This is a genomic window from Blautia faecis (genome assembly GCF_027662325.1).
Lineage (GTDB): Bacteria > Bacillota > Clostridia > Lachnospirales > Lachnospiraceae > Blautia_A > Blautia_A faecis.
The window spans coordinates 33,323-59,913 of the sequence record NZ_JAQDKY010000015.1; the positions used below are offsets into that span (position 1 = coordinate 33,323).

General features: G+C 38.6%; 25 protein-coding genes and 2 pseudogenes. 3 read left to right on the forward strand and 24 right to left on the reverse strand.

Going from position 1 to position 26,591, the window contains the following annotated elements; genetic code table 11:
• The 6 genes and pseudogenes from PGQ38_RS09060 to PGQ38_RS20590 form a co-directional block, all read right to left on the reverse strand.
• Positions 1 to 195, reverse strand: a pseudogene (locus PGQ38_RS09060) (IS66 family transposase); the annotation flags it as partial.
• Positions 196 to 876: 681 nt separating this feature from the next.
• Complete coding sequence (locus PGQ38_RS09065; RefSeq protein WP_270431402.1) at positions 877 to 1,623, reverse strand: phosphocholine cytidylyltransferase family protein; 747 nt, start codon at positions 1,621 to 1,623, stop codon at positions 877 to 879.
• A gap of 11 nt (positions 1,624 to 1,634) precedes the next feature.
• Positions 1,635 to 2,861 (reverse strand): DUF1015 domain-containing protein, encoded by a 1,227-nt coding sequence (locus PGQ38_RS09070; protein ID WP_270431405.1) that lies wholly within the window; start codon positions 2,859 to 2,861, stop codon positions 1,635 to 1,637.
• Between the two features lie 23 nt (positions 2,862 to 2,884).
• Positions 2,885 to 3,316 carry an FAD synthase family protein gene (locus PGQ38_RS09075; protein WP_270431408.1) on the reverse strand — a complete coding sequence of 144 codons (432 nt, stop codon included), beginning with the start codon at positions 3,314 to 3,316 and terminating at the stop codon, positions 2,885 to 2,887.
• Positions 3,317 to 3,363: 47 nt separating this feature from the next.
• Complete coding sequence (locus PGQ38_RS09080; RefSeq protein WP_270431462.1) at positions 3,364 to 3,906, reverse strand: HAD-IB family phosphatase; 543 nt, start codon at positions 3,904 to 3,906, stop codon at positions 3,364 to 3,366.
• A 175-nt stretch (positions 3,907 to 4,081) separates the two neighbouring features.
• Positions 4,082 to 4,258: a hypothetical protein gene (locus tag PGQ38_RS20590; protein ID WP_416386747.1), complete on the reverse strand. Its 177-nt coding sequence runs from the start codon at positions 4,256 to 4,258 to the stop codon at positions 4,082 to 4,084.
• A 413-nt stretch (positions 4,259 to 4,671) separates the two neighbouring features.
• On the opposite strand from PGQ38_RS20590, the gene PGQ38_RS09085 reads away from it, so the two are divergent.
• Complete coding sequence (locus PGQ38_RS09085; RefSeq protein ID WP_270431411.1) at positions 4,672 to 4,944, forward strand: hypothetical protein; 273 nt, start codon at positions 4,672 to 4,674, stop codon at positions 4,942 to 4,944.
• Positions 4,857 to 5,198: pseudogene (locus PGQ38_RS20595) on the forward strand (hypothetical protein); the annotation flags it as partial. The gene PGQ38_RS09085 and the pseudogene PGQ38_RS20595, both read left to right, overlap by 88 nt.
• Here the strand turns inward: PGQ38_RS20595 and PGQ38_RS09090 are convergent.
• The 17 genes from PGQ38_RS09090 to PGQ38_RS09170 form a co-directional block, all read right to left on the reverse strand.
• Entirely contained in the window at positions 5,180 to 5,980 is an 801-nt protein-coding gene (locus PGQ38_RS09090; protein ID WP_270431414.1) for a LicD family protein, read from the reverse strand. The pseudogene PGQ38_RS20595 and the gene PGQ38_RS09090 sit on opposite strands and share 19 nt — an antisense overlap.
• A gap of 50 nt (positions 5,981 to 6,030) precedes the next feature.
• On the reverse strand, positions 6,031 to 7,446 hold the full coding sequence (locus tag PGQ38_RS09095) for an oligosaccharide flippase family protein (protein ID WP_270431416.1): 1,416 nt from the start codon (positions 7,444 to 7,446) through the stop codon (positions 6,031 to 6,033).
• Positions 7,447 to 7,474: 28 nt separating this feature from the next.
• Positions 7,475 to 8,515 carry an acyltransferase family protein gene (locus PGQ38_RS09100; protein WP_270431419.1) on the reverse strand — a complete coding sequence of 347 codons (1,041 nt, stop codon included), beginning with the start codon at positions 8,513 to 8,515 and terminating at the stop codon, positions 7,475 to 7,477.
• Complete coding sequence (locus PGQ38_RS09105) at positions 8,499 to 9,764, reverse strand: glycosyltransferase family 4 protein (protein ID WP_270431421.1); 1,266 nt, start codon at positions 9,762 to 9,764, stop codon at positions 8,499 to 8,501. The genes PGQ38_RS09100 and PGQ38_RS09105 overlap by 17 nt, the downstream gene beginning before the upstream one ends.
• A gap of 22 nt (positions 9,765 to 9,786) precedes the next feature.
• Positions 9,787 to 10,989: an O-antigen ligase family protein gene (locus tag PGQ38_RS09110; RefSeq protein WP_270431423.1), complete on the reverse strand. Its 1,203-nt coding sequence runs from the start codon at positions 10,987 to 10,989 to the stop codon at positions 9,787 to 9,789.
• Positions 10,976 to 12,163 carry a glycosyltransferase family 4 protein gene (locus tag PGQ38_RS09115; RefSeq protein WP_270431425.1) on the reverse strand — a complete coding sequence of 396 codons (1,188 nt, stop codon included), beginning with the start codon at positions 12,161 to 12,163 and terminating at the stop codon, positions 10,976 to 10,978. The genes PGQ38_RS09110 and PGQ38_RS09115 overlap by 14 nt, the downstream gene beginning before the upstream one ends.
• A 1-nt stretch (position 12,164) precedes the next feature.
• Positions 12,165 to 13,301: a glycosyltransferase WbsX family protein gene (locus PGQ38_RS09120; protein WP_270431427.1), complete on the reverse strand. Its 1,137-nt coding sequence runs from the start codon at positions 13,299 to 13,301 to the stop codon at positions 12,165 to 12,167.
• Positions 13,302 to 13,320: 19 nt separating this feature from the next.
• Positions 13,321 to 14,283, reverse strand: coding sequence for a glycosyltransferase family 2 protein (locus PGQ38_RS09125; protein ID WP_270431429.1), 963 nt, complete (start codon positions 14,281 to 14,283; stop codon positions 13,321 to 13,323).
• Positions 14,284 to 14,297: 14 nt separating this feature from the next.
• Positions 14,298 to 15,335, reverse strand: coding sequence for an acyltransferase (locus tag PGQ38_RS09130; RefSeq protein ID WP_270431431.1), 1,038 nt, complete (start codon positions 15,333 to 15,335; stop codon positions 14,298 to 14,300).
• 15 nt (positions 15,336 to 15,350) lie between these two features.
• Positions 15,351 to 15,551 (reverse strand): acyltransferase, encoded by a 201-nt coding sequence (locus tag PGQ38_RS09135; RefSeq protein WP_270431434.1) that lies wholly within the window; start codon positions 15,549 to 15,551, stop codon positions 15,351 to 15,353.
• Positions 15,551 to 15,922, reverse strand: coding sequence for an acyltransferase (locus PGQ38_RS09140; RefSeq protein WP_270431436.1), 372 nt, complete (start codon positions 15,920 to 15,922; stop codon positions 15,551 to 15,553). Before PGQ38_RS09140 ends, PGQ38_RS09135 begins: the two co-directional genes overlap by 1 nt.
• A gap of 22 nt (positions 15,923 to 15,944) precedes the next feature.
• Complete coding sequence (gene cps2T, locus PGQ38_RS09145) at positions 15,945 to 17,186, reverse strand: beta 1-4 rhamnosyltransferase Cps2T (protein ID WP_173717044.1); 1,242 nt, start codon at positions 17,184 to 17,186, stop codon at positions 15,945 to 15,947.
• Between the two features lie 131 nt (positions 17,187 to 17,317).
• Positions 17,318 to 18,769 (reverse strand): sugar transferase, encoded by a 1,452-nt coding sequence (locus tag PGQ38_RS09150; protein ID WP_270431438.1) that lies wholly within the window; start codon positions 18,767 to 18,769, stop codon positions 17,318 to 17,320.
• A gap of 400 nt (positions 18,770 to 19,169) precedes the next feature.
• The gene (locus PGQ38_RS09155; RefSeq protein ID WP_270431441.1) at positions 19,170 to 20,870 is read right to left on the reverse strand and encodes an ABC1 kinase family protein; all 1,701 of its coding nucleotides are present in this window, start codon (positions 20,868 to 20,870) and stop codon (positions 19,170 to 19,172) included.
• Positions 20,871 to 21,026: 156 nt separating this feature from the next.
• Complete coding sequence (locus tag PGQ38_RS09160) at positions 21,027 to 21,416, reverse strand: phasin family protein (protein ID WP_148463236.1); 390 nt, start codon at positions 21,414 to 21,416, stop codon at positions 21,027 to 21,029.
• Between the two features lie 77 nt (positions 21,417 to 21,493).
• Positions 21,494 to 21,874 carry a diacylglycerol kinase family protein gene (locus tag PGQ38_RS09165; RefSeq protein WP_148463237.1) on the reverse strand — a complete coding sequence of 127 codons (381 nt, stop codon included), beginning with the start codon at positions 21,872 to 21,874 and terminating at the stop codon, positions 21,494 to 21,496.
• A gap of 88 nt (positions 21,875 to 21,962) precedes the next feature.
• A complete protein-coding gene (locus PGQ38_RS09170; RefSeq protein ID WP_270431444.1) occupies positions 21,963 to 23,546 on the reverse strand; it encodes an ASKHA domain-containing protein in 1,584 nt (527 codons plus the stop codon).
• 260 nt (positions 23,547 to 23,806) lie between these two features.
• On the opposite strand from PGQ38_RS09170, the gene PGQ38_RS09175 reads away from it, so the two are divergent.
• Positions 23,807 to 24,571 carry a hypothetical protein gene (locus PGQ38_RS09175; protein ID WP_270431448.1) on the forward strand — a complete coding sequence of 255 codons (765 nt, stop codon included), beginning with the start codon at positions 23,807 to 23,809 and terminating at the stop codon, positions 24,569 to 24,571.
• A 73-nt stretch (positions 24,572 to 24,644) separates the two neighbouring features.
• Here PGQ38_RS09175 and PGQ38_RS09180 read toward each other — a convergent pair whose 3' ends face one another.
• On the reverse strand, positions 24,645 to 26,525 hold the full coding sequence (locus PGQ38_RS09180; RefSeq protein WP_270431450.1) for a DNA cytosine methyltransferase: 1,881 nt from the start codon (positions 26,523 to 26,525) through the stop codon (positions 24,645 to 24,647).
• Positions 26,526 to 26,591 lie beyond the last annotated feature (66 nt).

Sequence of the window (26,591 nt, forward strand, 5' to 3'; positions counted from 1 at the left end):
ATCACAGAACAACCAGTTTTTACGGCCTACTGTAAACGGACGGATCGCATTTTCACTGAGATTATTAAAAAAACTGCAGCGGCCGTCTTCCAGATAGGTGGACAGATAGGAGCGGCGGTTCTGAATGTAGGTGACAGCTTTATCCATTCTGCTTCCACGGATAGGGTTCTGCTGATCAAGCCACGCCCAAAAGCCTTCTAGCATCATATCTGCTATCGGAATAGAGTAGTACTCACAGATGCTTTGGATGATAGTCATTTTCTTCGTATACTCACATTGAGAAGATTCCAAGACTGAAATGATGGAGCAATCCGGGTACTTGCTCCTAATGGCTCTGATGATGGACTCATAGTTCGTGGAGAAACCATCTGTACAGTCATTCTGACCGTAGCAGATGATTGCCAAATCATACTCCATATTATCATTCAGAACCATCGTTCGGACATAACCGGCATAGGATACATTACCGCCCATTGAAACATTTGTGAAAGATACGCTGTTGCTGTTGCCATAGGTCTTTCTCAGGTTGTTCTGAAGAAGGGTGCACCAACCTTTTTCACCCTAACCATTTTCTGCAATTGAATTACCTACGACTAGCACATTCACATCAAAGCCATCTACTAGTTTCTGAAAAAAGCTATCATCTGCTTCAGTGCCTCTTTTTTTCTTGCTCTTCCTCCAAAAGCTTCTTGTTGAGTTCCCAAAATTCTGCTGATTTCTAGTCTTCACTGACGCTATTCATCCATAAAAGAATTCCCAGCAGTATCGCCAATATGACAGTTATTATTCCTAATATCAGATTTTTCTGGGAACTACTGCGGTACCCCCTCCCATTTATTATGACTCATATTTTAAATTCCCTTTCCCACTGAATGATTACAAATTTTCATTAAATTGTTTTCTAGCTCTTTCTAAGTCATCAGCATCATCAATTTCACACCACATGTTCTCTGGAACTTCAACTATACGTGCATCGCATTCTCTATAATATAACAAACTTCCTAGCACCTTCTCGTAATAGCTATTTTCTCCCATGTTCTTAACATACCACTTAATTAACGGCATATATTTCTTTTCGACGAAATCACGGCTAAATTTATACATATTAACTGTTTTTCGAGTATTGGTATAATCAAACTCCATTCCTTGCCATTTACCTAATATAAGTGCCTTTGCAACGTCACCTTCTACTTCTATGACTGTACCATCCATGGTATCTTTATTAAATGGTGATACTAAAATAGAGCATTCTCCTTTTCCCGCCTTTAATGCTTCTAGCATTTCTTTATGATAAAAGATATCACATTCCAGCATTAACATATCTTCATCACAAAAATCTATTGCCTTATATAACGAAACAATATTGTTTGTCTCCAAATACCGCTTGTTCTCATAGTACTTGATTGGAATACCTCTCCATTCCATACCGATATGCGATTTAATATAATCTGCCATATGTCCAACTACGATACCTATCTCTGAAATATCACCAATACTGTATAAATTATTTAATGCGTTTTCAAGCAATGGCGTTCCATTTACTTCTACCATAGATTTTGGAATTGTATTTGTAATTGGACGAAGTCTTTTTCCATACCCTGCTGCCAAAATTAATGCTTTCATCTTATTACACCTCACATAATTTTTCTTGATTCCATATAATATCGTTTTTCTTGAGCATGCCCCATAGAAAATGTTTTCCGTGGCAATGCACCGTCTTTAATAATTCCTTGAAATAAACTTTTTTTATCAATTGCATATAAAAGGAAACCTATCGTATCAGAATTATTGCTCAACTGTTTCAAAACACTATCGTCGTGAATATAATCCACAAGAATACTGCTATTATTTACATAGTCATCCAAAAAATTTTGCAAAATTCCTACAGTAAGTTCACCGAGACGTTCATCTAAATACAACGTACCGCAATCATCCTGCGCATAGTATTCAATCTTATGTTTGCTGTATTCTACACATATTTGTTCACGCATATTTTTTAATAAATTTTGTACGTCTACATATTTTAGCAATCTATGAATTGGTTCAAATTTCTGTGCTTCATCCTGCAAATTTTCTAATTCAACTAACGCATATCTTGCTTTTATCTGTGAGCCAAATTCTTCTTTGCGCAATTCATAACACTTTTTCGCAGCAGCCAGTGAATGGTTTCCATCGCCAACAGCAAAGAACATTGCATCTTCATCTAAATTCTGATACTTTTTCTCTGTTTCTTGTAAATATTTTTCTAAAGCATTATCAAATAAAGAAACAGCTTCTCCCTGAACTAATCGTCCTGTAATATGGCCCCCGTCTTGCATCAGATTAAAATCATATAACACTGGCAATTTGTCTTTTATTGTTTCAATTGATTCTAATAATTGATGCTCTGGATCATCACATAAAAGCAATATATGCGGCAGCTCCAGCGGCGCATTTTCTCGAATTTTCACTCTTGGTGGGAGGCGATCTACAACAGTTTTTTCTGTTGCCCGAATCCCTGTATTTGCTGTTGGTGTATAATCATAATCTTCCAAATCTATTACACCGACAATTCCCTTGCGAATAACGCCATTGTTTAATTCTCTTTCCACATAAACATATGAATTTTCATAAACATTAAAAATACCCTTCTGCAAATATTCTTCCATTGTTTTATTTATTTCAACAATTCTATCAGAATCATTTATTGATAATTCTGCTTCTGGTAAAATCAAATGATATGAAGACACATCGTCCCCTACAAGTTTTTTCACCTGTTCCCAATATTCTGGCTGTGATGTAAATTGATCACAAGCAACAACAGCCCATTTACTATAGCTATCTAATGCCGGTAACAAAATATCTGCCTTATTAAATATCATCCTATTATCCCCACTTATTATTTTTACTTCTCAGTTTCTATCCTTTTCTTAATATCAGTAGTACTGATGCCTTTTGTATATGATAAATACTCAATTGATGCCCCATATTCTGCAAACTGCTTCTCTGTCCGCAAGTATCTCGCAGAGCCTTTCCAGTCATCTCCCGAAAACAAAACATCAAATTTGAATTTTTTCAACGCAAGCATCTTATCATCGGTTTCTTCAATTGTTACCAATTCCGCATAATCAACAACTTTCAATGCATTGAGGATTCGTACTCGCTGATTTTCTGGATATACAGGTTGCTTCTTTTTGATATCTGTCACATACTTATCATCACAAACACCAACAATAAGAATATCACACATCTCCTTGCATCTTTCTAAAAGATTCAAGTGTCCAACATGAAACAAATCAAAAACACCACACGTATAACCAATATGATACTTTTTCATTTACATATCCTCCCTCATAATAAATCCCATAAAAATTCTGCGCATTTTCAATCACCATAAAACGCAAAATTAATATTTCTAAACAATGACGGTGCAATTGCTCTAACTCCACCAAACCCTATTGCAACCTCCGATAATCTCGCCATGCCAGAATCATTATCTCCATCTCCAATTGCAACCATTGGCTGTACAAATTGTTTGACAATCCGTTCTTTATCAGCAACACTTATAACCTTTGAAATACGATTGTTTACCACTTCTGCTTTGGAACAATAACAATGATTTTCTATTCCAATTTTTTTCATTAATCTGCTAATCCAAACATCTAAATTTCCTGTAACAACATAATATCTTTCTCTATTTTCTTTTATAAACTCTACAATATTTGAATTCAGTGGAATATCAGAAACTATATCATTAACTTCACTAACCGGAATATCACTTAATATCTCTACTCTTCTTAAAAAAGAAGTGCGAAAAGGAATTTCACCACGCATTGTTGCTTCTGTTAAATTTCTCATTTCTGCATTTCTATTAATTTTTTGTGCAATCGTTGGTAACACTTCTTCCTTGGTAATTGTTGAATCCATATCAAACAAAAATATATACTCTGATATTAATCTCTTCTCCCTTGTAACATATGTACGAAATCATTTTATAAATTTAGCAATTTAGCCAATTGCTCCGAAGAATGTCCATCATGATATTTATAAATATAATCTCTTACTTTTATTCTTTTTTCTTTATATTTATCATTGTGATTCACTACATCCATAATAAAATTTTTTTATTGTTCAAAGTCATATATTTCATGTCCTCAATAAGCTGATGAATATCTTCAACCACAAATCCAGAAATATATTCATTTAAGTCATCCAACACATAACCTATAGGACGATTTAATTGCAAATATTCATATGCTGCCCCAGAATAATCACAGATTAAAGCATAATTATCTTCCTTTACTTTTGAGACATTTACTTAACTGAGAATTAACTCACAATTTAATAAGTTTGGTATCTGTTCAGAATCCACCTGGGTTCTAAATAAACATTTGTTGTGCAAAACAGAGAATTGAAAAAAATTTTTCCGTCTGATCTGCAGTTACTTTGTTGTTAAAATCGATGCTTTCCGATCCATTTATCATCCTTGTGGATAAATCGGAAGCAGCATCCTATTACCTGCGTTATTTTCGCCTTATAGGACGATTTTAAATATATTTATTACCATTTGTATCTTCAAATTTTATACTTATCCACCGTCATTTTGCCATGTATCTTTTTTTCTGGTTAGCTTTTTTACGGCATTTCCGTTACAACAGAAATATAAAAAAACGCGGAAAGAAGGTGGTCTGAATGCCAGTTAATATCACAGAAGAATTCGTTCGTTTTCTGATGAAGCAAAACAAAGAACAAAGTGCTCACATTGCTGAGCTTTCTGCTGAAATTACAAGTCTGAACCAGACCATCCGAGAACTGAAAGAGCAGTTAAACCAAAACTCAAAAACAGTTTCAAGCCACCTTCATCTGACGGACTTAAGAAGCCGACTGTTAAAAAGGATCGCAATCTCCGTGAATCTTCCGGGAAAAAGCAGAGTGCTCAAAAAGGTCATGACAACGTTCATCTAGCTGTTATTTCAAAACCGGATCATGTCAAGGAGCATATGCACTCCGACTGTACCGGTTGTCCTTATCGTGCCAGCTGTCTTGATAAAGCATGCATAAAGGAAGCACGCCACGAAGTAGATGCTGAAGTGATCGTGGATGTCACTGCACACAGCCTGATTGAAGTGCGTAAATGTCCGATGCAAGGTAGTGTAAAAACCGGTGCATTTCCTCTCCTTACAATCGAATCGTCCTTCTTTCATTCCACATCAATATAAGCTTTAAATAAATGATGAGAAACACGCTTTTCTATCGGTGGCAGCTCCATATAATTTTTGTAAAAGCAGGTCAGCCACTGATCCCATCCTGCAGGTGCTTTATATTTTTTCCCCTCAAACTCTACCTCAACAAAGGAATCAAATATTTCTTTCGACGCTTTTATTTTGGTAGTAGCTAGAAAATTTCCTACCCAGCTGGTCTCCTGCGTGCTATATTTTTTTGAATTTCTGACAATTTTTCTGCAAATAAAACAAGGTGACACTTTGCCGCATATTGCTTTTATTGAATTTTTTACGAATCCCACTTTGCCAACGTTCCTTAATTTTGTTTTATACAACAAAAAATGATAGATTTTATTATAAAAATCTCTTTTTCGGTACATCCTCTCCACCAATTTATCGTCTTCTGGTGCATTATCATACACAAAAATATCAATATTGATAGACAACTTCACTCCTTGCTCATTTGGCTCATATAGAACCGTATTGGTATCCAACACCTTTCCAAATGGATATGGAAAATTTATATCGTTTTCAACAGAAAACACCTGATACTGTTTGTTGAACTTATTAAACATCGCCAAGAACCGGTCATAATCTGGGCGCAACATTCCAATATCAATGTCATCATCCCACGGAATATATCCACCATGTCTTATAGCCCCCAGTAACGTTCCTGAATCAAGCCAATAATTGATATTATTTTCTCTGCAAAAAGCATCTACGACATCTAAAATTGCAATCTGTCTATCTTTTAACTCATCCAATAAAATTTCTCTCATATATTTTCTCCGTTCAAGATTATACTTTCTGGAATACGAAAAGTTGCTCATCAGCACGACTTAACCTTAGACTTTAATACCTTCAATGGCATTAAAACTTCCTTACGATAGAATCCGATCAGCATTATAAACAATACTATTTGAATCATATACATTATGCAACCACTCGGAATCAGCAACAATAAAACAGCCTGAATAACTAACAATATGTATGATGCAATGTCTCTCTTCAAATATAGTTTTGCCTGCAAATACCTTCTCATATAGCACAATCTAATTCCCCAAACAACAATATAGGAGATTGCAGTTGAGACAGCAGCACCAATTGCTCCGACCATAGATACTAAAACAATATTCAAAATAATATTGACTACTGCACCAATTGTAGTCGATTGCGCTAACATCTTTGCTTCTTTTAAAGCTGAAAAGATTCCTCCTATATACCCTGCGGTAGCACCAAACACGATAGAAATCAATAAGAATGGTACATATTCCCACGCTTTATAAAAATCCTTTGCATACAGAATTCTTGCAAAGAACTTGTCACTCAAGATCAAAAAACTGCATGCAAGTACCATCAGACAATTAAAGCCGTTATACATATTCGAAAAAAATCCGTCTTTATCTTCTGGATCAAATTCTTTGACAGCCGACAACGTCCACGCTTGCGTAAAAATTGATTGCAAAATATTCAATATTGATGGAATCTTATATGCAACTGAATAAATTCCGTTTGCAGCAGTTCCACATAACCACATTACCACATAGCGATCCGATGCATTTGTAATCCACCAAGCCACCGTATTTGCAATCAAAGGACAGCTATATTTAAGCATGCTGCCTTCCGTATCTTTATTTATTCCCCGAAATCTGAGATATCTCCATGTTTTGGTAACTCTTGTCAGATAGAGCACCTGCGACAGATTCCCTAGAATGCTGGAGAGGAAATAGCCCATCAAGCCCAACTTAAAAACAACCAAGAACAAGATGTTTAATCCAATAAAAACAACCGAACCAAGTACACTTGCAATGGATATCTCTGTGATTTTTTCGCATCCTCTCGCAAACGCTATCATAATACCTACAAGTGCCTGAAAAATATACATCAGAACAAACACTAACAAATAATCATTGAAAATTGGGAACAAATTAGCTACATGATTTACCGCAGAAAATACTAGTAATATAACTAACCCTTTTCCAAATATATCCAAGCTAATGGATATAATATCCTTTTTCTCATAATTTTTGTCTAACGAAAAACGAATCGTAGCATCTTGAATATTCAGAGTCAAAATCGGAACTAACAAGTAAACCGTTGTAGCAAACAAATCATAGGTTCCGTATTCCTCCGTTGTTAATATACTGGTATAAAGTGGAACCAAAAAGAAACTTAGCAATTTTGTTGCAAAGTTACTAAGCGCCAAAACACCGATGTTTTTCGCCAAATACTTATAATTACCCATTTTTTTCCTTTCTTTTTTTACCACTCGATTATTTCGGTTCACATATCCTCTTTACCACTGATTCTATTTTCGCAATTCCTTTTTGGGATAATAGGCTTACACAGATTGATCCAAATAATGTCATAAATACCATTGACACATAGGCTAAATAGCCTCTCCCCAAAATATATAGGATATGCATTTTTTCCAAAATCCGATATACAAACATATGACACAGATAAATTTCCAACGAGATTCCAGAAATAAATGTTACACATTTATTATTTAATACAATACTTTCAACGCTTATTGCATAAATGACCCATAAACCAAAAACAATCAGGCAAACAAATGGCTCCACCAAACCGGATATCTGTGGCCAAGCGTAAATACTTGCAATAGTCATCAACAATATAACCAACAAATAGCCGTATCTGTGCTTTTTGACGTACGTCATAAATTCGCTTCTGTAAAGATAAACCAGACCACCAGCGCAAAAAAACATGGAACAAAACAGGAAGTTCGTATGGCTCTGATACCCTTCCACAACATGACTACTATCAAGAAAATAAAGTTGTTCACTTAAATTGTAAAAAACACACACTACAAATGTCAGCCAAGCATTTTTTTTGCTTCTCATCAAAAAACAATAAAAAGGAAAAATCATATAAAATAAAAATACTATTCCCAAAAACCAGCCCACTCCAAGTACCGAAATGCTTGCATTCGGTAATAAGGCATATACAAGAGTAATATCTGCAATTCCTTCAATGACTGAATTTAAACTAAGATTCGTCATGCAATCCATAAAAACTAACAATGCAAAAAACGGTAATATCTTTTTATATCTTTTTTTATAAAATTCTACAATTGAAATAGACTGATGTAGAATTCTTTCATAATATCCACAACACAAAGAAAAACCGCTAATAATCATGAATAAATAGATCAACCATTTCAGTAGATCTACTTTAGTAGAAACTGTACTTGCTATGCCGGTATATTCCGAATTTTCCAATACATGCATTGCTAAAATTGCAATTGCTGCATATGCCCTCATTCCATTAAGTGAATCATATTTTTTTCTCATAGTTATTTACCAATTCTCTGTAGATTTCATTCATCGCACAGACTCTCTGCGACCAAGTATAATTTTTTTTGATTTTCCTAAAAGCATTTTCTCCCATAGCTTGTCTCATTGAGTCATTTTCAATCAATTTCCTTAATGCTGTTGCTAAATCTACCATCACTTGTTCTTTCGAACAAACATTTACCAAAATTCCGCAGTCATTCTGAACAATGTCTTTTACGCCGTTTTGATTTAATGCAACAATAGGCAGTTTATTTGCCATAGCCTCAAACACGGCTGTTCCGGTTGTCTCTCTTAACGACGGCAGGCAATATACATCCGCCTTCTTATATTGTTCCTGCATCTCCGCAAATGGAATATTGCCATGAAAAAAGACCCGATTCTCCAACTTATACGCTCGAACCTTATTTTTTAAGAATTGCTTCTGTTCTCCTTCCCCATAGATATCTACAATATATGGTCTACTTGTCTCTAGGTGATTCACTGAATCTAGTAAAAGCTCAATTCCCTTTCGATAGATTAATCTGCCCGATACCAGTATATGTATCTCTCTTGAATTGTCATGAAGAAGTTTTTCTCTTTCTCTCAAGTAATCGTCATTTATACCCAACTCTGTCAGTCGATATACCTTATCCTGATCAGCATACTTAACCTTCTTCCTAATTACTTCTTCAGTTTCTGCATTTGAGCAATAAATCAAATCTGCGTGTGATAATGCCTTTTTATAATTCGGTAGCATAATTAGGAGTTTATTCATCCACGCACGAAATTTTTCGTTCTTCTCATGGCCCTCGATATAGTCACTTAAACACTCTGGTGTCTCTTGCGCTCCACCTACCGGACCAAAAATAAAGGGGATATTCAATTTCCAAAGATATCCTGGAAAGCGAAAATCTGCAATTGAAATAACATGGGCTACATCGAACTGTTTCGTTGTATGAAGTTTTTTTGCCTCTTTATATGCAGCTTTTTGCCACATATAATATTGCCCTACCACTGCCAGTTGCTTATTAAATTTATATACAATTTTTCCAAATAACTCTGAGCTTGGTAAGTAAATAAAATGAATATTTTCATAGCCTTCTATCTTATTTTCGGCACAATACTTGTCAATATAAGGCTTATGATCGATTCGAAGCAACACATAAACTTCATTGGTCTTGGCCATATTACTTACCCAGGACCAACCAACATAAGGGTCAGAACCAAACATCGGATTGCATTCAAATGCCGACAATAGTACTCTCATGAAAACCTCCTTATCATCTTTTTTACTTTGTCTTTAGCGACACGTGTAACCCCAGCCTTTTTCCTACCACTTTGGATAGGTCACCGCTAACCAGTGCCAATAAAAAGAAGAAGTATGAGTTAAAGCTAATCTCACCGAATGAACAAAAAAAGAAGCCTATTAAAAAGATCGCTGCCAACTGATTCTCAATGTTATTAAAATAGCCATATCCAACGTTCAAAAAAGCATAAATTGTGTAAACAAAGGGAATCAATCCAATCAGACCTGTTTGAGTAATTACATCCAAAATACCATTTTGAGCATTCAGATATCCTAAAGTTGTATTCTGCATTATGATTGCATTATCATATCCTGCCCCAAGCCAAATATCTGTTCTCATGATTTTTAGAAAAGCATTATAGATTTCAACGCGACCAGTCATCACACTGGAACGATGCAATACATTTACAACAAAATATTGAATCATCGGATTGTTAAAGAGAACATTTGAAAATATCATTACTGTGGTAATCCCTAATACAATTGTAATTAGCATCCACGGTTTAATTCTTACAACAATTTTTCTTCCCAGAATCAGGAGTACTGTTACGCATATGCATGCAATACCAGTTGAACACCTTATCCTTGTACACATAAATATCCCTGCAGCCAAAGGCAAAACAAACGCTATGATATTTCGATTACGTCTCTTTATTGAGTACAAACACAGCCATATATAATACATATAGAACGTGATAAATTTTCCGCCAAACCAATACGTTGCTCCTTGCCATCCATAGGAGAACAATCCATTTGGTGCCAGAATAACCGTTGCCAAATTGAAAAAGGAAAAAACGGTAAATATTCTATATATCATAAGAAATACTTTTTCACTCTGATATGAGAACATATATGACACAATTAAAAAAATTGTAAGAATCCCGAGCAGATAAACAGCAGCACGAAATACTTTCATTAAATCCTTTGTATAATTGATTGTAACCAGTAGTAAGATTATTCCCCACACCATAAATCCAATGACAGGTGCCTTAATCAATCTCAAGCTCTTTTTCGCACATAAAAAAATAGTCACGCTATAAATAAAAAACTGTACCAAGTATATCACGCGTACAATCTGCGCCGCCTTACCGCTCGCATAAATCAGTCCATTTGGCAAAAAGGTCACAAAAATAGATAATAAGAAAAATATCTGAATATATGTAACCTTCAATTTAATTTGCTTCATCTACATATACACCTTTCCAATTTACAATCAATTCGTTTGTATACGACATCAAGCGTTCCTCGAATACACGTGTAGTAAACTTGCTGGTATACAGATTTCGCGCATGTTCTCCCATTGCTTTGTCATCTCTAGCACTCCATGCCGATATCATTTTTTTGCACAACGCATTCACATCCGATTCAAGATAAGAATAACCATCATATTCATCTTTTACCATGTAGTACTGCCCTGAACCAGAACTGATAATCACGTTTTTCCCGAACATAAAACATTCTGTAACAACTACTGGCAACGGATCGTCAATTGAGCAACAGATCAGTGCATTGATTTGCCGATACAATGCAGGGATTTCGCTTCGTTCAACTCGAGGAATGTAATCGATTTCTGGATACTGTTTCACAACGCGCAAAAATTCTATATAATATGGATCCTTCTCATCCAAAGGAGTACCTACCAACATCAGTTTGCTAGCCGCTCTAATTTTCTTCGGCAACAGATTATAGGCTTGAATGGCAAACAGCTGATTTTTCCGGCTACATATAGCTCCCATTACCAAAAATGTATAAATTTTTTTACCATTCATCTGTGCAATGGGCTCTTCATTTTCTGCCAGATCATCCAGTCCATAGTAAAGCATCCGTGTTTTATACTGGATGCCGTTTTTCGCCAATGCCATGGTTGTTCTGTCACTCACTGCCAAAACCATTGTACTCGATGCAACATGAGTGGGCATTTCGGCTGCGATTGGATCAATGTAGGAATCACCTTCATGAAGCCACCAAATTGTCGGAAAATTATTTTTTTCAAATAACTCGACCCATTTGTACATTACGGCCGTATTAACAAATGCAAATTGAAACTTGCAACTCAACACCAATTTTGATAGCATCTTCCATCCTCTTGGCACAATCCAAACTTCAATTTTTTGATCTCGGCAAACTTTAATCAAGTCTCCATAAAATTCTGTATATAGTATCACCTTATACCCATTCTTTTGGTAAACTTTTGCCGCTTCCAGAAGCACCAGCGGTGCTCCTCCATATCCCATTCCATTTGTTACTAGTATACAAGCTTTCACTTTTTTTTTGCATTTGAATCCTACGATCAAGACTAAGGAGTAGATTGCCACAATAATGTCTCTTGCGAACTTTATGCTTTCTTTTACTGCGTGCATTTTATTCTTCCCATTCTCTGTTTGTAATCAAAGCGTTTTTAATCGCCTCAAGATACCCATACTGATATTTCTCATCTGGTTCCAAATATCCACATTCTGCCCATTCATTCCATGCAGTTATAAAGAGCATATCAGAATGATAAACCTCTCTGGCTCGCTTTACCTGCTTCGTCATATACTTTTCAAACTTTTCCGGTGTTGCTCCATCATATATCTTGGCCTCATTTCCTCTTCGAGGCGAGTTATCAAAACCAACAAAGGCACCTGGAACATTTTTCTCGCTTTCAGGCTTTCTTTTCAGGATTGCTTCCCACGCCTTATCATAACTGAGCGGCTTATTTTTATTAAAGAAATTCTCTCCATAGTGCAGTAAGTCAATACCAAAATGTTTACCCACCCAATTCGAAACATTTCTGCGAATTGCTTTCAGATATTTATGCTGATTTGCAAACATATCTCTATATGCGTATAGTGGCTCAAATTCAATATTCAAATCAAATCGACTATCATCTTTATCTTTTGTCAAATCAAAATCTATATTCTGATATGCAAAGCAAAAGCCATTTTCGAAACCATTTTCTTTTGCAAGCTTATTCCAGTAATCCAGCATTTCGTTCAAACAACCAACAATTTCCGGTCTGTATAAAACAAACAAAGGTCTTCCATTCACGGTGATATAGCGTTCATCCTTAAAAAACGGCAGCAAGTAATCAAAATGCTCCCTCCATTCTTTTTCTCTGCCATAATTTTGTGGGATTAATACTTTTTTTGCATCTCCAACCCAAGCCTTTGTCCAAGGTTCATTTGCCCAACAAACACAAAAAGGTAAATCAATTTCCTTATTAGCTAGCATCTGTTCCATTGGCTTTTCCAGCAGCATATGACCGCTAAACCAGTAATGGTAGTAGCAAAAACCATATATGCCGTATTTTTTTGCAAGATCCACCTGCCATTTTTTTATATTATCATCCAGGAGATTATAATAATTTCCATTTAGTGGTACACGTGGTTGGTAGTGTCCTTCGTATAATGGCTTCGATTTTTTTACATTGACCCATTCAGTAAATCCATCCCCCCACCATTCATCATTTTCAGGAATATTATGGAACTGTGGCAGATAAAATGCGATAACTTTCATAATTTTATGTCCTCCGTTTTTATTTCCATCGATTAATTTTTTTATAAACCATTGGCATTATTGGTCTAGCAAACATATACATGAATAAAGCCATTTTCATTTTTTTCCGAATACATGAATCCTGCATGACCAGTTTAAAATTAATTTTTAGAAATTGCTCACTAGTCTGAATTTCAGAATCAAACACTCCATTGCGTGGCGCATTCATATAGATTCGAAAGGCAGCTGCAGTTTGATAGGAACGTGCTGCCTTCTGCAGTTTTTCACTTCGGTTTGACATGTATTCCGTTAACTGCTGACAAATTGTCAAAATATCACAGTCTCTCTTTGAAAACTCTTTTGTGGTAATGCTTCCCTCGCGGTGCATATATCCATAAAGCTTTGCATTACCATAAACGATTTTCTTTGCTTTATCGAAAATCTTATACATTACAGCACTATCTTCAAACAGCATTCCTTCTGGGAATTCGATTTCAGTGAAATAGTCTTTTTTGTACAATTTCCCCCAGGCCGCAACCAAAAAAGATTTCTGATACAACATTTCTACGATTGCATCTTCTGCTTTATAAACGCGCTTAAAAGTTTCCTGCTCAAAAACAATTTTCTCATTCGGATAGCAATGTACTGGATCACAAATTGCGATGTCCCCATCATTCTCTTCTAGAATGTTGTACAAATACTCTACATAATCTGAACTCACCACATCGTCGCTATCAATAAACGTAATATATTCTCCTTCTGCCTGTATAATTCCTTTGTTTCTTGCATCAGATAGACCTCCGTTTTTTTTATGGATAACCTTTATACGTTCATCCTGTCCCATGTAGTAATCACACATTTTCCCACTGCAATCGGTTGACCCATCATCCACCAAAATAACTTCTATGTTGCTATATGTTTGTTTTAAGATGCTCTTCACACAAGTACCGAGATATTTTTCCACATTGTATACTGGGACAACTATACTAATTAGTTCATTCATCTTTGTATGCTTCCTTATATAATCTTTTTAATTCCTGGCAAATACTTCATAATTGTAACTATCATGTAAGAAAGTGCCAGGTTCACGATAACGAGGATCATTCCTCCCATTGCGAAACTCACAGCAAATGGATTAAACTTGAATAGCTTATATGCTAAATTAATTATGACCATGTGGATCAGGTAGATTCCAAACGACTTCTCCCCAATTTCTGACAACACTTGATCTAGCTTACTCTCTATGTTCATGGAATTAAATAGCGAAAAAAGTCCAATTGACTGTATCACAACCAGCACTGAATCATATCCAAATAATGAACTGAGTGGCACACCAAATCCTTCCCACAGCACAGAAGTAAAGATTAGTAGCCCAGATGAAACCATTACAAGCACAACATTAAAATTTTTTTCACGCTTAAACATTCCACGATTCCATGCCGCGCCCATAAGAAGCCAGAACGGATAGATTGTATTGATATGACAATAAAACCCTAGATTAATTTTCCAAAGTTTCAACAACTGAAAAATCGATCCAAATAAAAATAAAATCACAAGAATATATCTCAGTTGCGCATCAGACGCATAATCTGCAAGAATCTTATACATTGGCAACAACACATAAAGTCCAAGAAGACAATATAGATACCACATATGTGCCCAAGTATTTCCTGTTAACACATTATATGCAGCTTGTAATATCTGCCCGAGTTCTAGTGTTCTGGAGTCAAAAAACAATTCCATCCAAGAAAAAGCACCCCCAAAGATAAGCAATACAAGTAGCATACGGAGAATATACTTCCTGTATAGCTTTTTTAAAGGTACTTTTCGATTCGAATCAAGCAATAAGGATCCTGTCATCATCAAAAAACAAGGCACAGCCCACCACATCATATTCATCACACATCGGTACATACTCTTTTCCGCAACTGATGCTCCTTCACCAAATTGCAAAAGTGCCGAATACATTGTATGAATCGTAATGACTGCCAGAACCGAAAATGCTCTAATATGCTCAAAGTGCTTATTCTTTTTTATCTCCATTCCTTTTTGCATCGTTTACTCCAACCTTTAAAAATAGAAATTTTCCAGTTCTTCTCTAGTTGAATTCCAGAACGGTTCCTTGAAATTCAATCTTTTTTCCACAAGATCATCTACATATCCAATCACTCTCGCAGGATTTCCTCCAACAATTGTTCCGGAAAGAACACGTTTCGTAACAACTGCTGCGCCAGCAATAATTGTATTATCCTCAATTACTACTCCAGGCATTATTGTTGCTCCCCCCCCACGCACACATTGTTTCCAATCGTTATCGTTTGAAAATGTGCACGAAATGTTCCCTTGTCTTTATATTGCGGAGATGCTGAAAACATCTGTCCAAAAATGTCATGGGTAACAAACGAAACATTTGCCGCAATTCGAACATTATTTCCAATCGAAATCAAACATGCATCCGCTGGCAAATAAGTCGGTTCAAAATAACAATTGTCTCCCATCACATGAAATACTCGATGTTTCTTCAAATACTCAGCTCGCCAATGTCCGTCTTTTTTTCTGTAAATCGTTTTGAATAAAATTTTATGTATCGCATTAGCTTTTCTTTCTTCAGTCAACGTGTTTTTTCCGTCATTTATTATCATAAGCAAATTCCTTTCTATCCATTTACTTTGCATTTATTAAAAACACATCTTCATACTGTCCGCAGATTTTGTCCCACGTATACTCTTCTGCCACACGCTTTTTGGCCTTTTTCCCCATCTCTGCAATTTCATCTGCAGTCATCAGGTCAGCCTTATCAATCAGCTTAGCCAGATTTCCATTCATACGACTCCAGTATAAAGCGCAATCTTCTGCTACTTCTCTATTAAACCCAACATCAACCAGCAAATTCAAATCCGTACTACCAAGTGCTTCAATCAGCGATGGATTTGTGCCTCCAACGGTATGACCATGAAAATATGCATAAGCATTTTCTCGAATCTTCTTGAGCAATTCCTGATCATAAACAGTACCAACAAATTTGATTCTTTTATCGCTTTTAAAATGCAATTTTTCTTCCAATTCGTTCAGAAACTTAGCATTTACATTTGTGATGATAGCAAAGTCCTTTTGGCTCTTACTCTTCATAAACTCTCGAATCATAACTTCAAAAGAGTTTTCCGGTACGAAGCGACCAACAACAAGATAATATCCCTTCTTCGTCAGTCCTTTTTCCTTATACCAGTTCATCAGTTTTTCATCGTCATCTGGCAGCTTACTGAGTGCTAAATCTGCACCATAAGCGATAAACGTAGTTTTCGGATTTCTTCCTTTAATCCCTTTCCCGTCATAGCACTCATGGATATACTTTTCGATATTCACAGAGTCACAGATAGCTAGGTCACAGTATTTGACCATCATCTGCTCCGAAATCTTCCAGTATTTTCGAATCGGCGCAGACCACTTTGCTCTCATCCACTCGTGTCCATCCGGATTCAGGTACACAGTGCCTCCCAGCTTATGGATTTCTCTGTAGAAATGACCTGCAAAAGGTCCGATACGACAAGCCATTATGTAGACAATTGGATGCGGAATATGATTCTTTTTAATATGCTCACAACAAGCCTTTAGTGCTTCCACATCATAATAAATTGCCTGTGCAGGTCCAATCTGAGGAATATCAATTTTGAAGCAATGAGCATTGTGCAATTCAAATTCGTGGTCATTAATCTTTGTCACACCCTCAAATTTGTTCTCGTCCATGCAGCCATCACCATTGGCTTTACAGGCAACATGATATTTAATATTCTCTTTGCTCTGGTGGTACTCTGTGAGCTTATAGACAAACGTCTCATATCCTCCATACGCTCCGAGGCTTTTGGCGCCAACCAGATACACATGCTGTACTTCTTTTTTTGAATCCATTCCTCTATTCCATCCTCATTTTTTTGTTTTTATCGCAACAATTTCTTTTCCCCAAACACTTTTTCCTGTTACCTTTTGGCCTGGTATTGCTACATTATAATATAACTTATCTATTTTTTAATTAAAAGCAATCACATCGACCCGTCTTTCTTCGCAACCACCATCACCGTCTTCAAAAGAATCTTAATATCCAACCCAATATCCCAATTTTCAATATATTCCTTATCCAGTCTCACAACCTCTTCGAAGTCCGTGATATCGCTTCGCCCACTGACTTGCCACATACCGGTGATTCCCGGCTTGATTGCAAGTCTCGCTTTATGTCGCGGTTCATACAAATTCGTCTCCGAAATCAACGGCGGTCTCGTCCCTACAATGGACATATCCCCCTTGAGCACATTAAAAAACTGCGGAAACTCATCCAGACTCGTCCTTCTAATAAAATCTCCCACCCCGGTCTTATGCGACCCATCCGGCAGCACCTTATTTCCGATTACTCTTGGGTCGAAATCCATCTTGAACATTTTGCCATCGCCCAGTTTGTTCTCTTTCATAAGCTCGGCTTTCCGCGCTTCCGCATCCATATACATGCTGCGGAATTTGTACATTTTGAATTTCTTTCCGTTCTTTCCTACACGTTCCTGGGAGAAGAAAATCGGGCCCGGGGATGCCAGGTAGATGGCGGGGCCAACAAAGATGGTAATGATTCCTGTGAAAATACAGCCAACCAGTCCGCCGCAGATATCCATCAGGCGCTTCAGGAAAAGCTGTCCGAAGGATGCATAGTTCAGACTTGTGGTCAGAACTGTATAGCTTCCAACTTTTTCCACAAACTGTCTTTTGCCAGTCTGGTTGGTGATTTTTGCAAGGTTCAGATGAACGGTTACGCCGGTTTCGGTGAGCTTATCGACAAGCCCATCCGGGTATGGCAGATCTTCGGAGATGACAATCAGCACCTCGTCAATCCACTCCTGGCAGACGTACATAGGCACGTCACTTTCGCCTGCCACAACAGGGACGCCACAGATTTTCTCACCGGTACATTCCTCATCGATCACAACCACTCCGGCAAGGGAATATCTGGCATAATTGTTTTCCTGCATGCTGTGCACTACGTTCTTCGCTACCGCTTTGGAGGTGATGATCAGCAGCTTCTTGTCGCCGCCGTTTTCCATTTTTTTATGTAAGGAATTTTTCCAGATTTCTCTTATGGCATAGGTGAGGATCAGGTAGATCACAATTGTGGTAATCAGGATCATTCTGGAAAAGCTCTGGCCTTCCTGGATTATGAACAGATAAGCGATTGCAAGAGCACCTACTATCACAGCATTTTTCAAGGTGGAGACAAATTCCTTATAGTGACCTCTTTTCAGAACGCTTTTCATGGTGCCGGAGGTGAAGATCACCACCAGGTCTGCAAATCCAAGGAATATTGCCATATTTCGATACAATATATCTCCATACACATTGAATCCGTACCCGCGGAATGCATATGCCAAAATAAATGCCAGCTGCAGACAGATCATATCCAGAGCAATAAAATCCCCATGTTTTAACCAGCCCTCTGAGTCCTTCCGATACATATTTTCCTTTTCCCTCCCAAGTACTTTTCTTCCGTTCAGCTTAGGTAAATACAGCTGACAGAAGCCTTCCATTCTCTAAAATGCAATGGCAAAATCTATTTTTTGTCTTATATTTATAACTTATCTAAATTTATTTTTTTCCCGCCAACGCTTCCCGTTTATGATTTTTCTCAGGCATCTTTGGGTCACCTCTCTCTTTGGATCTGTAACCACCGTTCATGCGTCAGCGGTATTATTTATTCCTTTTTTTCCAATTTCGACAAATTTCACCATTCCAGTCTTCTTAATAAAATACCACCCTGCCCTATTAGTGTCAACCCCCCCAGGTTTCTTTCTGGCCTTTCCGGCAAAGTTTGGTAATTTTATCCACTTAACCCGATTTTCCCACTGGTTTTTTCCACTACTTTTTCATAAAGTGTTTGATAAACAGGTACATGAGAATCACCAGTGCCCCAAAGTACCCCAGCACTCCAAAAGCCGGAATTCCCATTATTTTCGGTGTCATGTCTGTGGTGCAGATAATACTGGAGCTGATCAGAAGTGCCATGACCCAAAGACCAAGCACGATGTTCCGGATCAGGCGGCGCATCAGCCACGCCAGGTCATCGGAGGCGTGAAGGTCCAGATTGATCTTGGTCTGGCCCTTCATGCAGCCCTGCAGGAAATCTGCTGCCAGCGCAGGGATATCCACGGCGCGGAGCATGGAGCGATACAGCTTTTTCCCGGTGCCCTTCATCTGCTTCTTCCAGTTTCCTTCATCCAGAAGGTTTCCCTTCAAGCGGGCTGCTGCAATCTGCACCATATTGATCTCCGGGCTGATATCTGCCAGTACCCCTTCCATATGCGTCAGTCCTCTTGCAAGCATGGTAAGGCCATGGGGCATGACGATCTTGTTCTCCTTCATTACGTCCATCAGATCTGTGAGGATTTCTACGATATCGATTTCGCCAAAATCTGCGGTGCCGTATTTCGCCATAAGGTCTCGGATGTCTGTGTAAAGGCGGCTCTGATTGGGTTTCCCCTTGAATTCTCCAAGTGCCAGCACTGCATCCTGAATTTTTCCAATGTCATTCAGTGCCACCCCTTCGATAGCCTGCCCGATCAGCTCGCGGTCACGATCATTCAGCCGTCCCATCATTCCCATATCGATCCACACGATTTTGCCGCCCTGGATCATCACATTTCCAGGATGGGGGTCTGCGTGGAAAAAGCCGTCGTCCATAACCTGCTTGATAAAATTATCCACAAATTTGCTGCCGATCTCATCAAGGTCATAGCCGCCTGCGAGAAGCTCTTCCTTATGGTCGATGGGAATACCGTCGATGTATTCCATAACAAGGACACTGGCTGTGGTATACTCCCTGTAAAGAATAGGCGTTTTTACAAATGCCACATTTTTATTTTTCCTGGAAAATTCTTCCATGTTGGCTGCTTCCGTCAGGAAATTCATCTCTTCCTGGGTGACGCGCCACAGCTCTTCCAGCACAAGATTCAGATCTACCGCTTCCTTGATGCTTACAGGGGGAAGGAGCTTCACCGCCTTCTTCATCAGGCCGATATCGCGGGCCATGATCTCGTAGATGCCCTTTCGCTGAACCTTTATCACAACTTCTTCGCCAGTTTTCAGGACGGCGTGGTGTACCTGGGCGATAGAGGCTGAGCCAAGGGGCTTCTCCTGGATTTCCTGAAATTCTTCCTGCCAGGGACAGCCGAAGGCTTCCCGGAGGACTTCTTCTACTTCCGCAAATGGCATAGGGTCTACATCAGAGCAAAGCTTCATCAGCTCGTCGCAGTAGCGTTTGGGCAAAATGTCGGAACGCATGGACATGATCTGTCCCAGCTTGATGAAGGTGGGGCCGAGATCTGTGAGAATGAGGCGGAGCTTCTCCGGGGAGACGCCTCGGGTGATGGCATGCTTGTGGAGGACGACTGTAATTTCTTTTAGCCTTTCTTTATAAGTGCCGGTGTCTTTGCCATTTGACTTCTTACCAGCTGTACTGCTTTTCTCATTTTTACCCTGTTGGATTTCTGCTTCCAGATTCTTTCTTTGTGCCTGGTCTGCTTCTGACTTCATCGTACTGTCATTCTTTGTCACACCCATGTCTGTTCCCCTTACTGAAAAGGCAGGATTCGGGTACTCTTTCTCCTCATCCTGCCTTCATAAATTTCTTTATTTCGTTCTGCAATGCCGTTCAGGATTTCCTGCTGCACTTCTTAAACAAGGCAATACTATTTCTTTTTCGGAAAATGTTATTGCTTATTCCTGAGGGTCGTCCTCGTATTCTTCTTTGGCTTCCTCCACTTCTTCTGCCTCTTCCTCTTCTTCGGCAGTCTCCTCTGCGTCTACGTCTTTCGCCTGCATCTTGCTGATCTGCTCTTTCAGGGCGGCCAGCTGATCCGGAGTCATTTTGCCAAGGACTTCCTTCAGCTCGTCCGGGTTGGATGGCTTCAGAGTTACGTTTACGTTCTTCTTCACGCTCTCTTTGATATTGTGCTTCAGTTCCTGATTGAGGACCTTGCCCTGTTCTACAGTGAGCTCACCTTTCTTTACCAGTTCATCCAGAACTTCTTTGGATTTCTCTGCGGTCACTGCTGCAGTGCCGATTCCTGCAAGTAATATTTTTTTGATGCCTTCTCCAAGTTCCATAGTGTGTGCTCCTTTCTTATTTACAGCTATATCTGCCAACTCCCTGTGGGATTTTCGTTTTCAGCAGATCGGACTTCTCATAAAAGTCCAAGAAATACCAGCCCTTTAGGTACGAAAATGATCAGTCCGGCGATGGCGGCCATGATGGCGGCGATCAGGACGGCGCCTGCTGCGGTGTCCTTGGCGATCTTCGCCAGGGGCTTGTACTCGCTGGTCACCAGATCCACCACGGATTCTACGGCGGTGTTCACCAACTCCAGTGCCATCACCAGTCCGAAAAGGCCAAGACAGATGCACCATTCCACTGGGGAAAGCTTCAGGATGATGCCTGCGATCACTACCAGGACTGCCATGATACAGTGGATCTTCATGTTCCGTTCCTTGCGGATGCAGGTGAAAATTCCTTCAAATGCGTATCCGAAACTTTTCGTAATTGGTGGTTTCTTGGGTGCTGTCATTTCGTACACTTCCTGTCTGTTGGTTTGGGGATAGTATAGCATATTTTGTGCTAAATTACTATAAATTTAGATATTTTTTACAATCATCTCATAATTTTATATCTTTTTGTCGTTCCTTCAGCTTCTCCATAACCGTAGGATACCGCTTATAATCTGTATGTGGCAATGCCTGTGCCGCTACCATTAATTCCAGGAAATCCTCCACTTCGGCGAACTGAATATAAACCATTTCTTCCAGGATCTGGTCGATGTCAGTGAGGAGACTCCGGTTTAAAAGAAGCTTCTGAGCTCCTTCCAGTGAGGAGTTTCCAGCGTTGATAATGTGGTCGCGATCCATGTCGGGATACATGCCGATGGTGATGGCAGACTCTTTGGATACGTGTTTGCCAAAGGCTCCTGCCACGTAGAAGCGGTCAGCCTGGTCTAAGTCAAGACCGGATTCACGGAGCATGATCTCCACCATGGTGTGAGCGGCGGATTTGGTGCGGATGAATTCGTCAATGTCTTTCTGGTAGAAGTACAGACCTGGGGCATATTCCACACAGAGCTGGTTGTCTCTCTCCTGGATAAGAGGGCTTTTTTCCGGAGAAAGCTTGCCGCGGATGTCGATCCAGCCCTCCAGAAAAAGCTCTGCGATCAGATCTATGATGCCGGAACCGCAGATTCCCCGAGGTTCTTCCCCCGATGAATTCTCCTCATGATTACCTGAATTTTTCTCATGGCTTCCTGAGTCTTCCTTATGGCTTCCAATCACATGCACATAAATATTTCCATCTCTTATCTTCACTTCATCCACAGCTCCAGCCTCCGCCCGCATTCCGGTGCGCACCACACCGCCCTCCAGTGCCGGACCTGCTGCGCCTGCGCCGCAGAGAAGGAATTCTTTATTTCCAATCACCAGCTCGCCGTTGGTTCCGATGTCGAAGAAAACACTGATCTCGTTTTTCTTGTATAATTCAGTGTCAATCATGCCACTGATAATATCGCCACCAAGGTAGTTTGACTTGGCAGGGTAACAATAAACGTAGCCTTTCAGCGGAATGTCCAGATCGCGCGCCAATTGAAAGCCGGGGCAGTCGGCATGAACTGCGTGTGGAGTGTAGAAAACGCAAAAGGAATCCATTCCAAGAAGGAAGTGAATCATGGTGGTGTTGCCCGCGATTACCATGGAGAGCGCGGAGTGGCTTGCATCCAACTTATCCATGCATTCACAAATGGATTCCACCGTAGCCCGCCGCACTTCTTCCAGCTTTTCCCTATTATCTTTACAGTAAAAAATTCTGGACAGAATATCTGTCCCCCACTGGATCTGCTTATTGAAGCAGCTGACTTCCTTCAAAATCTCTCCACTGTTGCAGTCCAGAAGTCTCGCCACCACAGTGGTACTTCCCAGATCCACCGCCAGCCCATAATGCTGCGCGGTGGTATCTCCTTCCTCTATCTCCACCATTTCCCAGTTGTCCCCATTCCAGGCAAGGGAAACCGTTATTTTCCACTTTGCATTGTCAAGCAAGGGGTATAACTCCCGCAAAATGTGGACAGGTATATGAACTCGCTCTTCCACACCTGCTGCCGCCAGGCTATCCAGGATTCGTTGCTGATCTGAGCGGGGATCGTCTTCGGTTGGGAGGGGGAGTTCGAGATATCGTTTTTGGCTGAGTCCGTTCATCATTTTTCAGCTCCTTATTTTTACTCATTTTTCAACCTATGAAGAATTTATGGTTATTTTAACCGCAGGTATTTTACTTGTTTCTATTCTAGAATTTGCCATACATAAGAAATAGCCGTCCTAACCCTCGGAAAGTTGCGGAACGGCTATCTCAATAGTCAACGCCCAATATAACAGGATCGGGTAGAAAGTGTCTACCTTCCAGCTTTTCTGGTGAACATATTATATCTATTCTATATGATTTTGTCAATCAATAATAGAAAATGGAGCGAAAATCATTTAAGCGATCACTTACACTTTTAGCTTTTTCCATGCTGCTTACCATGCTCCTTGGAATATCTTTTCCAGTGAGAACCCAGGCAGCGTCTCCGGGAACATGGGTGCGGGTCTGCCACAATGGGTACGGCGATCCGGTGGAAATTGGCGGATATTCCTATTACTATAACCATGAGCAGGGAAGCCCTCTTTTCCAGGTGTGCCGTCAGGATTGCCAGACAGGGGCGACCCAGGTGATCCTCGATTTTAAGCCACAATATATAAGCGTTGCCACATTCATCTATACCAATGGCAAATACCTGGTCTACCAGGATGACATAGGCTATGTCTACTGCAAAAATGCCGATGGCACCGGTAAAGCGCGCAAAATCCTGGATCTCCACATATATAAGACCAAGAACAGTTTTACCACCATGATTCCCTATAGAAACAAAATCTTCTATAGCACCTGCAGCGGATACACCACCCATTACAAAATTTACAGTGTAAACATCAACGGCAAGGCCAATAAGAAGACGATCTCCAAATCCTACAATCTGGAATTCCCATCACCCCAGGTTCAGGACCGTTACTTTTACGTGTCTAATAAAAGGAATCAGGCTGCTGTCTTAGATGCCAAAACTGGCAAGATCCGGAAATTAAACAGCAGCGGAACTACTTCCACAGTTACCCGCATAGGAAATTACTGGTATTACGCCGTATCCACCCGTACCTTCTGGTACTACGTGAGCAAAAACGCTACATACTTGTAACTATTATAAAACTTCCCATACCAAATGAATTTTTATTGTTGGTGTGGGAAGTCTTAAACAATTATTTTATCTCTTATTTTTCTAATTGAATTAATAAATCGTCTAGCATTACCTCAAAAAATTCTGCTGTTGGTTGTTCTTCTTTTTCTTTAATATTGATTAACTCAATTAAATCTTGGTCAGATAAGCACATAATTAATTTTCCATTTTCACGTAAACATCCTCTTGCTGCTGAAAGAGCATTCTTACTAGCTCCTTTTCTTGATATAATTATTGCAACACGTCTTAAAGCCTTTTCATATAAATACTTTTCTGTTGTGTATATTTCCTTTTGACTTATTTCTTTTTCATAGTTTTTGAATTCAAACACTATATATTTTGTATTAAAATAATTTTTAATTGTATCAAAAAAATCTTGATTTACACCATTTTTTATTTTACAACATAAGTCAAAACGATATAAGCCATTATTTGAAGACTCCTGAACTTTCCATAATCCCAGATATTCACCAAGCACATTTTTTAATATTTCTATACAAATGTCCTCATATTCTTTAGAACGTTCTCCTTTTCCAGGTTTGATAGCTAACAACTTGGACTTCCATGTACCTTCATTTTTTATATTCCTCTGTTCTTGAAATAAAGAATGACAAGGCTTTTCTAATTTCAAATCATCCACACTGTACGTTAGCAAAGAAATGAACTCATTCTTAATGTCCGGATATTCTTCAAACAACCAAAGTATATTACTTAAGGTCCAAATATGGATTTTATATTTTTCGAAATATTTTTCTACTATTTCTTTTGAAACAATATTCCCAACAACTAATATCAGATCTTCCTTAGCTTTTAAAGACACCAAGTATGCGCAAGCTCGCTCTATATTTTTTTCAATAGCATAATTACTATTATAAATTTTTAATTCAAAACAAATATCTTTTCCCTGCACATTGCATTCAAAATCCACACTCTTTCCAATTTTTACACTTTGACACTTTTTAAAAAGATATTTTCTAAATATATCAGCAAACACATCCTCCCTTACCACATAAGACGTTCGTAACAAATTTTCTTCTGTATTTCCTAGTTTTTTCGCTATCTGAGTTACAATTTCCACATTCGGGCTATACACCAATTGTCTATACATCCATGCTTTATTACTTATATCAAGATTAAAACTATCTGGAATTGCCTTCAATCTTGCAAATTCCCGATGGGTTATTTTTCTAATGACTCCATTGTTACATATCAATGGGATTTTTCGTAAATTTGTATCTGCTAAATTAGCCTCTACATATTGATTTTTTTCCCAGCACAAAAATGTATTTTTTCTAATTTTCTTGTCAATCTGCTCATAATTGACTTTATAATAATACCCATCCACCTCATCACTTTCTAATATTTCATTTATCGAACATATACTTTGTTCTTCAAAATCAGGAAATTTTAACTCACATTCTGATGAATCTCTAGTACCTATAAGATAAACACAATCTTCCTTAATAGGTAATCCAGTAGAACCCTCGGTATTTATAATTCTATAACTATAATTATAACCTTCATCCTTTAAATAGTCTAATAATGCTTTAAAAGGTTTTAATCTAGCATAACCACACTGAACAAGAAAGAAAACCTTTTTAGGCTGTTTAAATTCGATAACTGCCTTTACCGCATTTCTAAAATGATGTGTTTTCCCCATACCTGCACTCGTAAAAGAAAGTCCTCTACGAAAATCGCATGCTAAGATATCCATATCAGGTATTTCTTCAAAATTATTATAATCAAGCTCCCCTATTTTATATGTTTTATCCTTTGCATTGTTTTCATAAAGCTCTCTAGCTCTTTCATCATGTTCATAAGCAGCCACAACTTTACAACTGGCATTTTCAAATCCCATTGCCATTGCACCAATTCCTGCCCCCAATATTACAACCCTGTTTTCCCTAATTTCCATAAATTCATCCTTCTGTACAATACTATAAATTTGAAAAACCGATTGATTTTTCACGACCAATCGGCT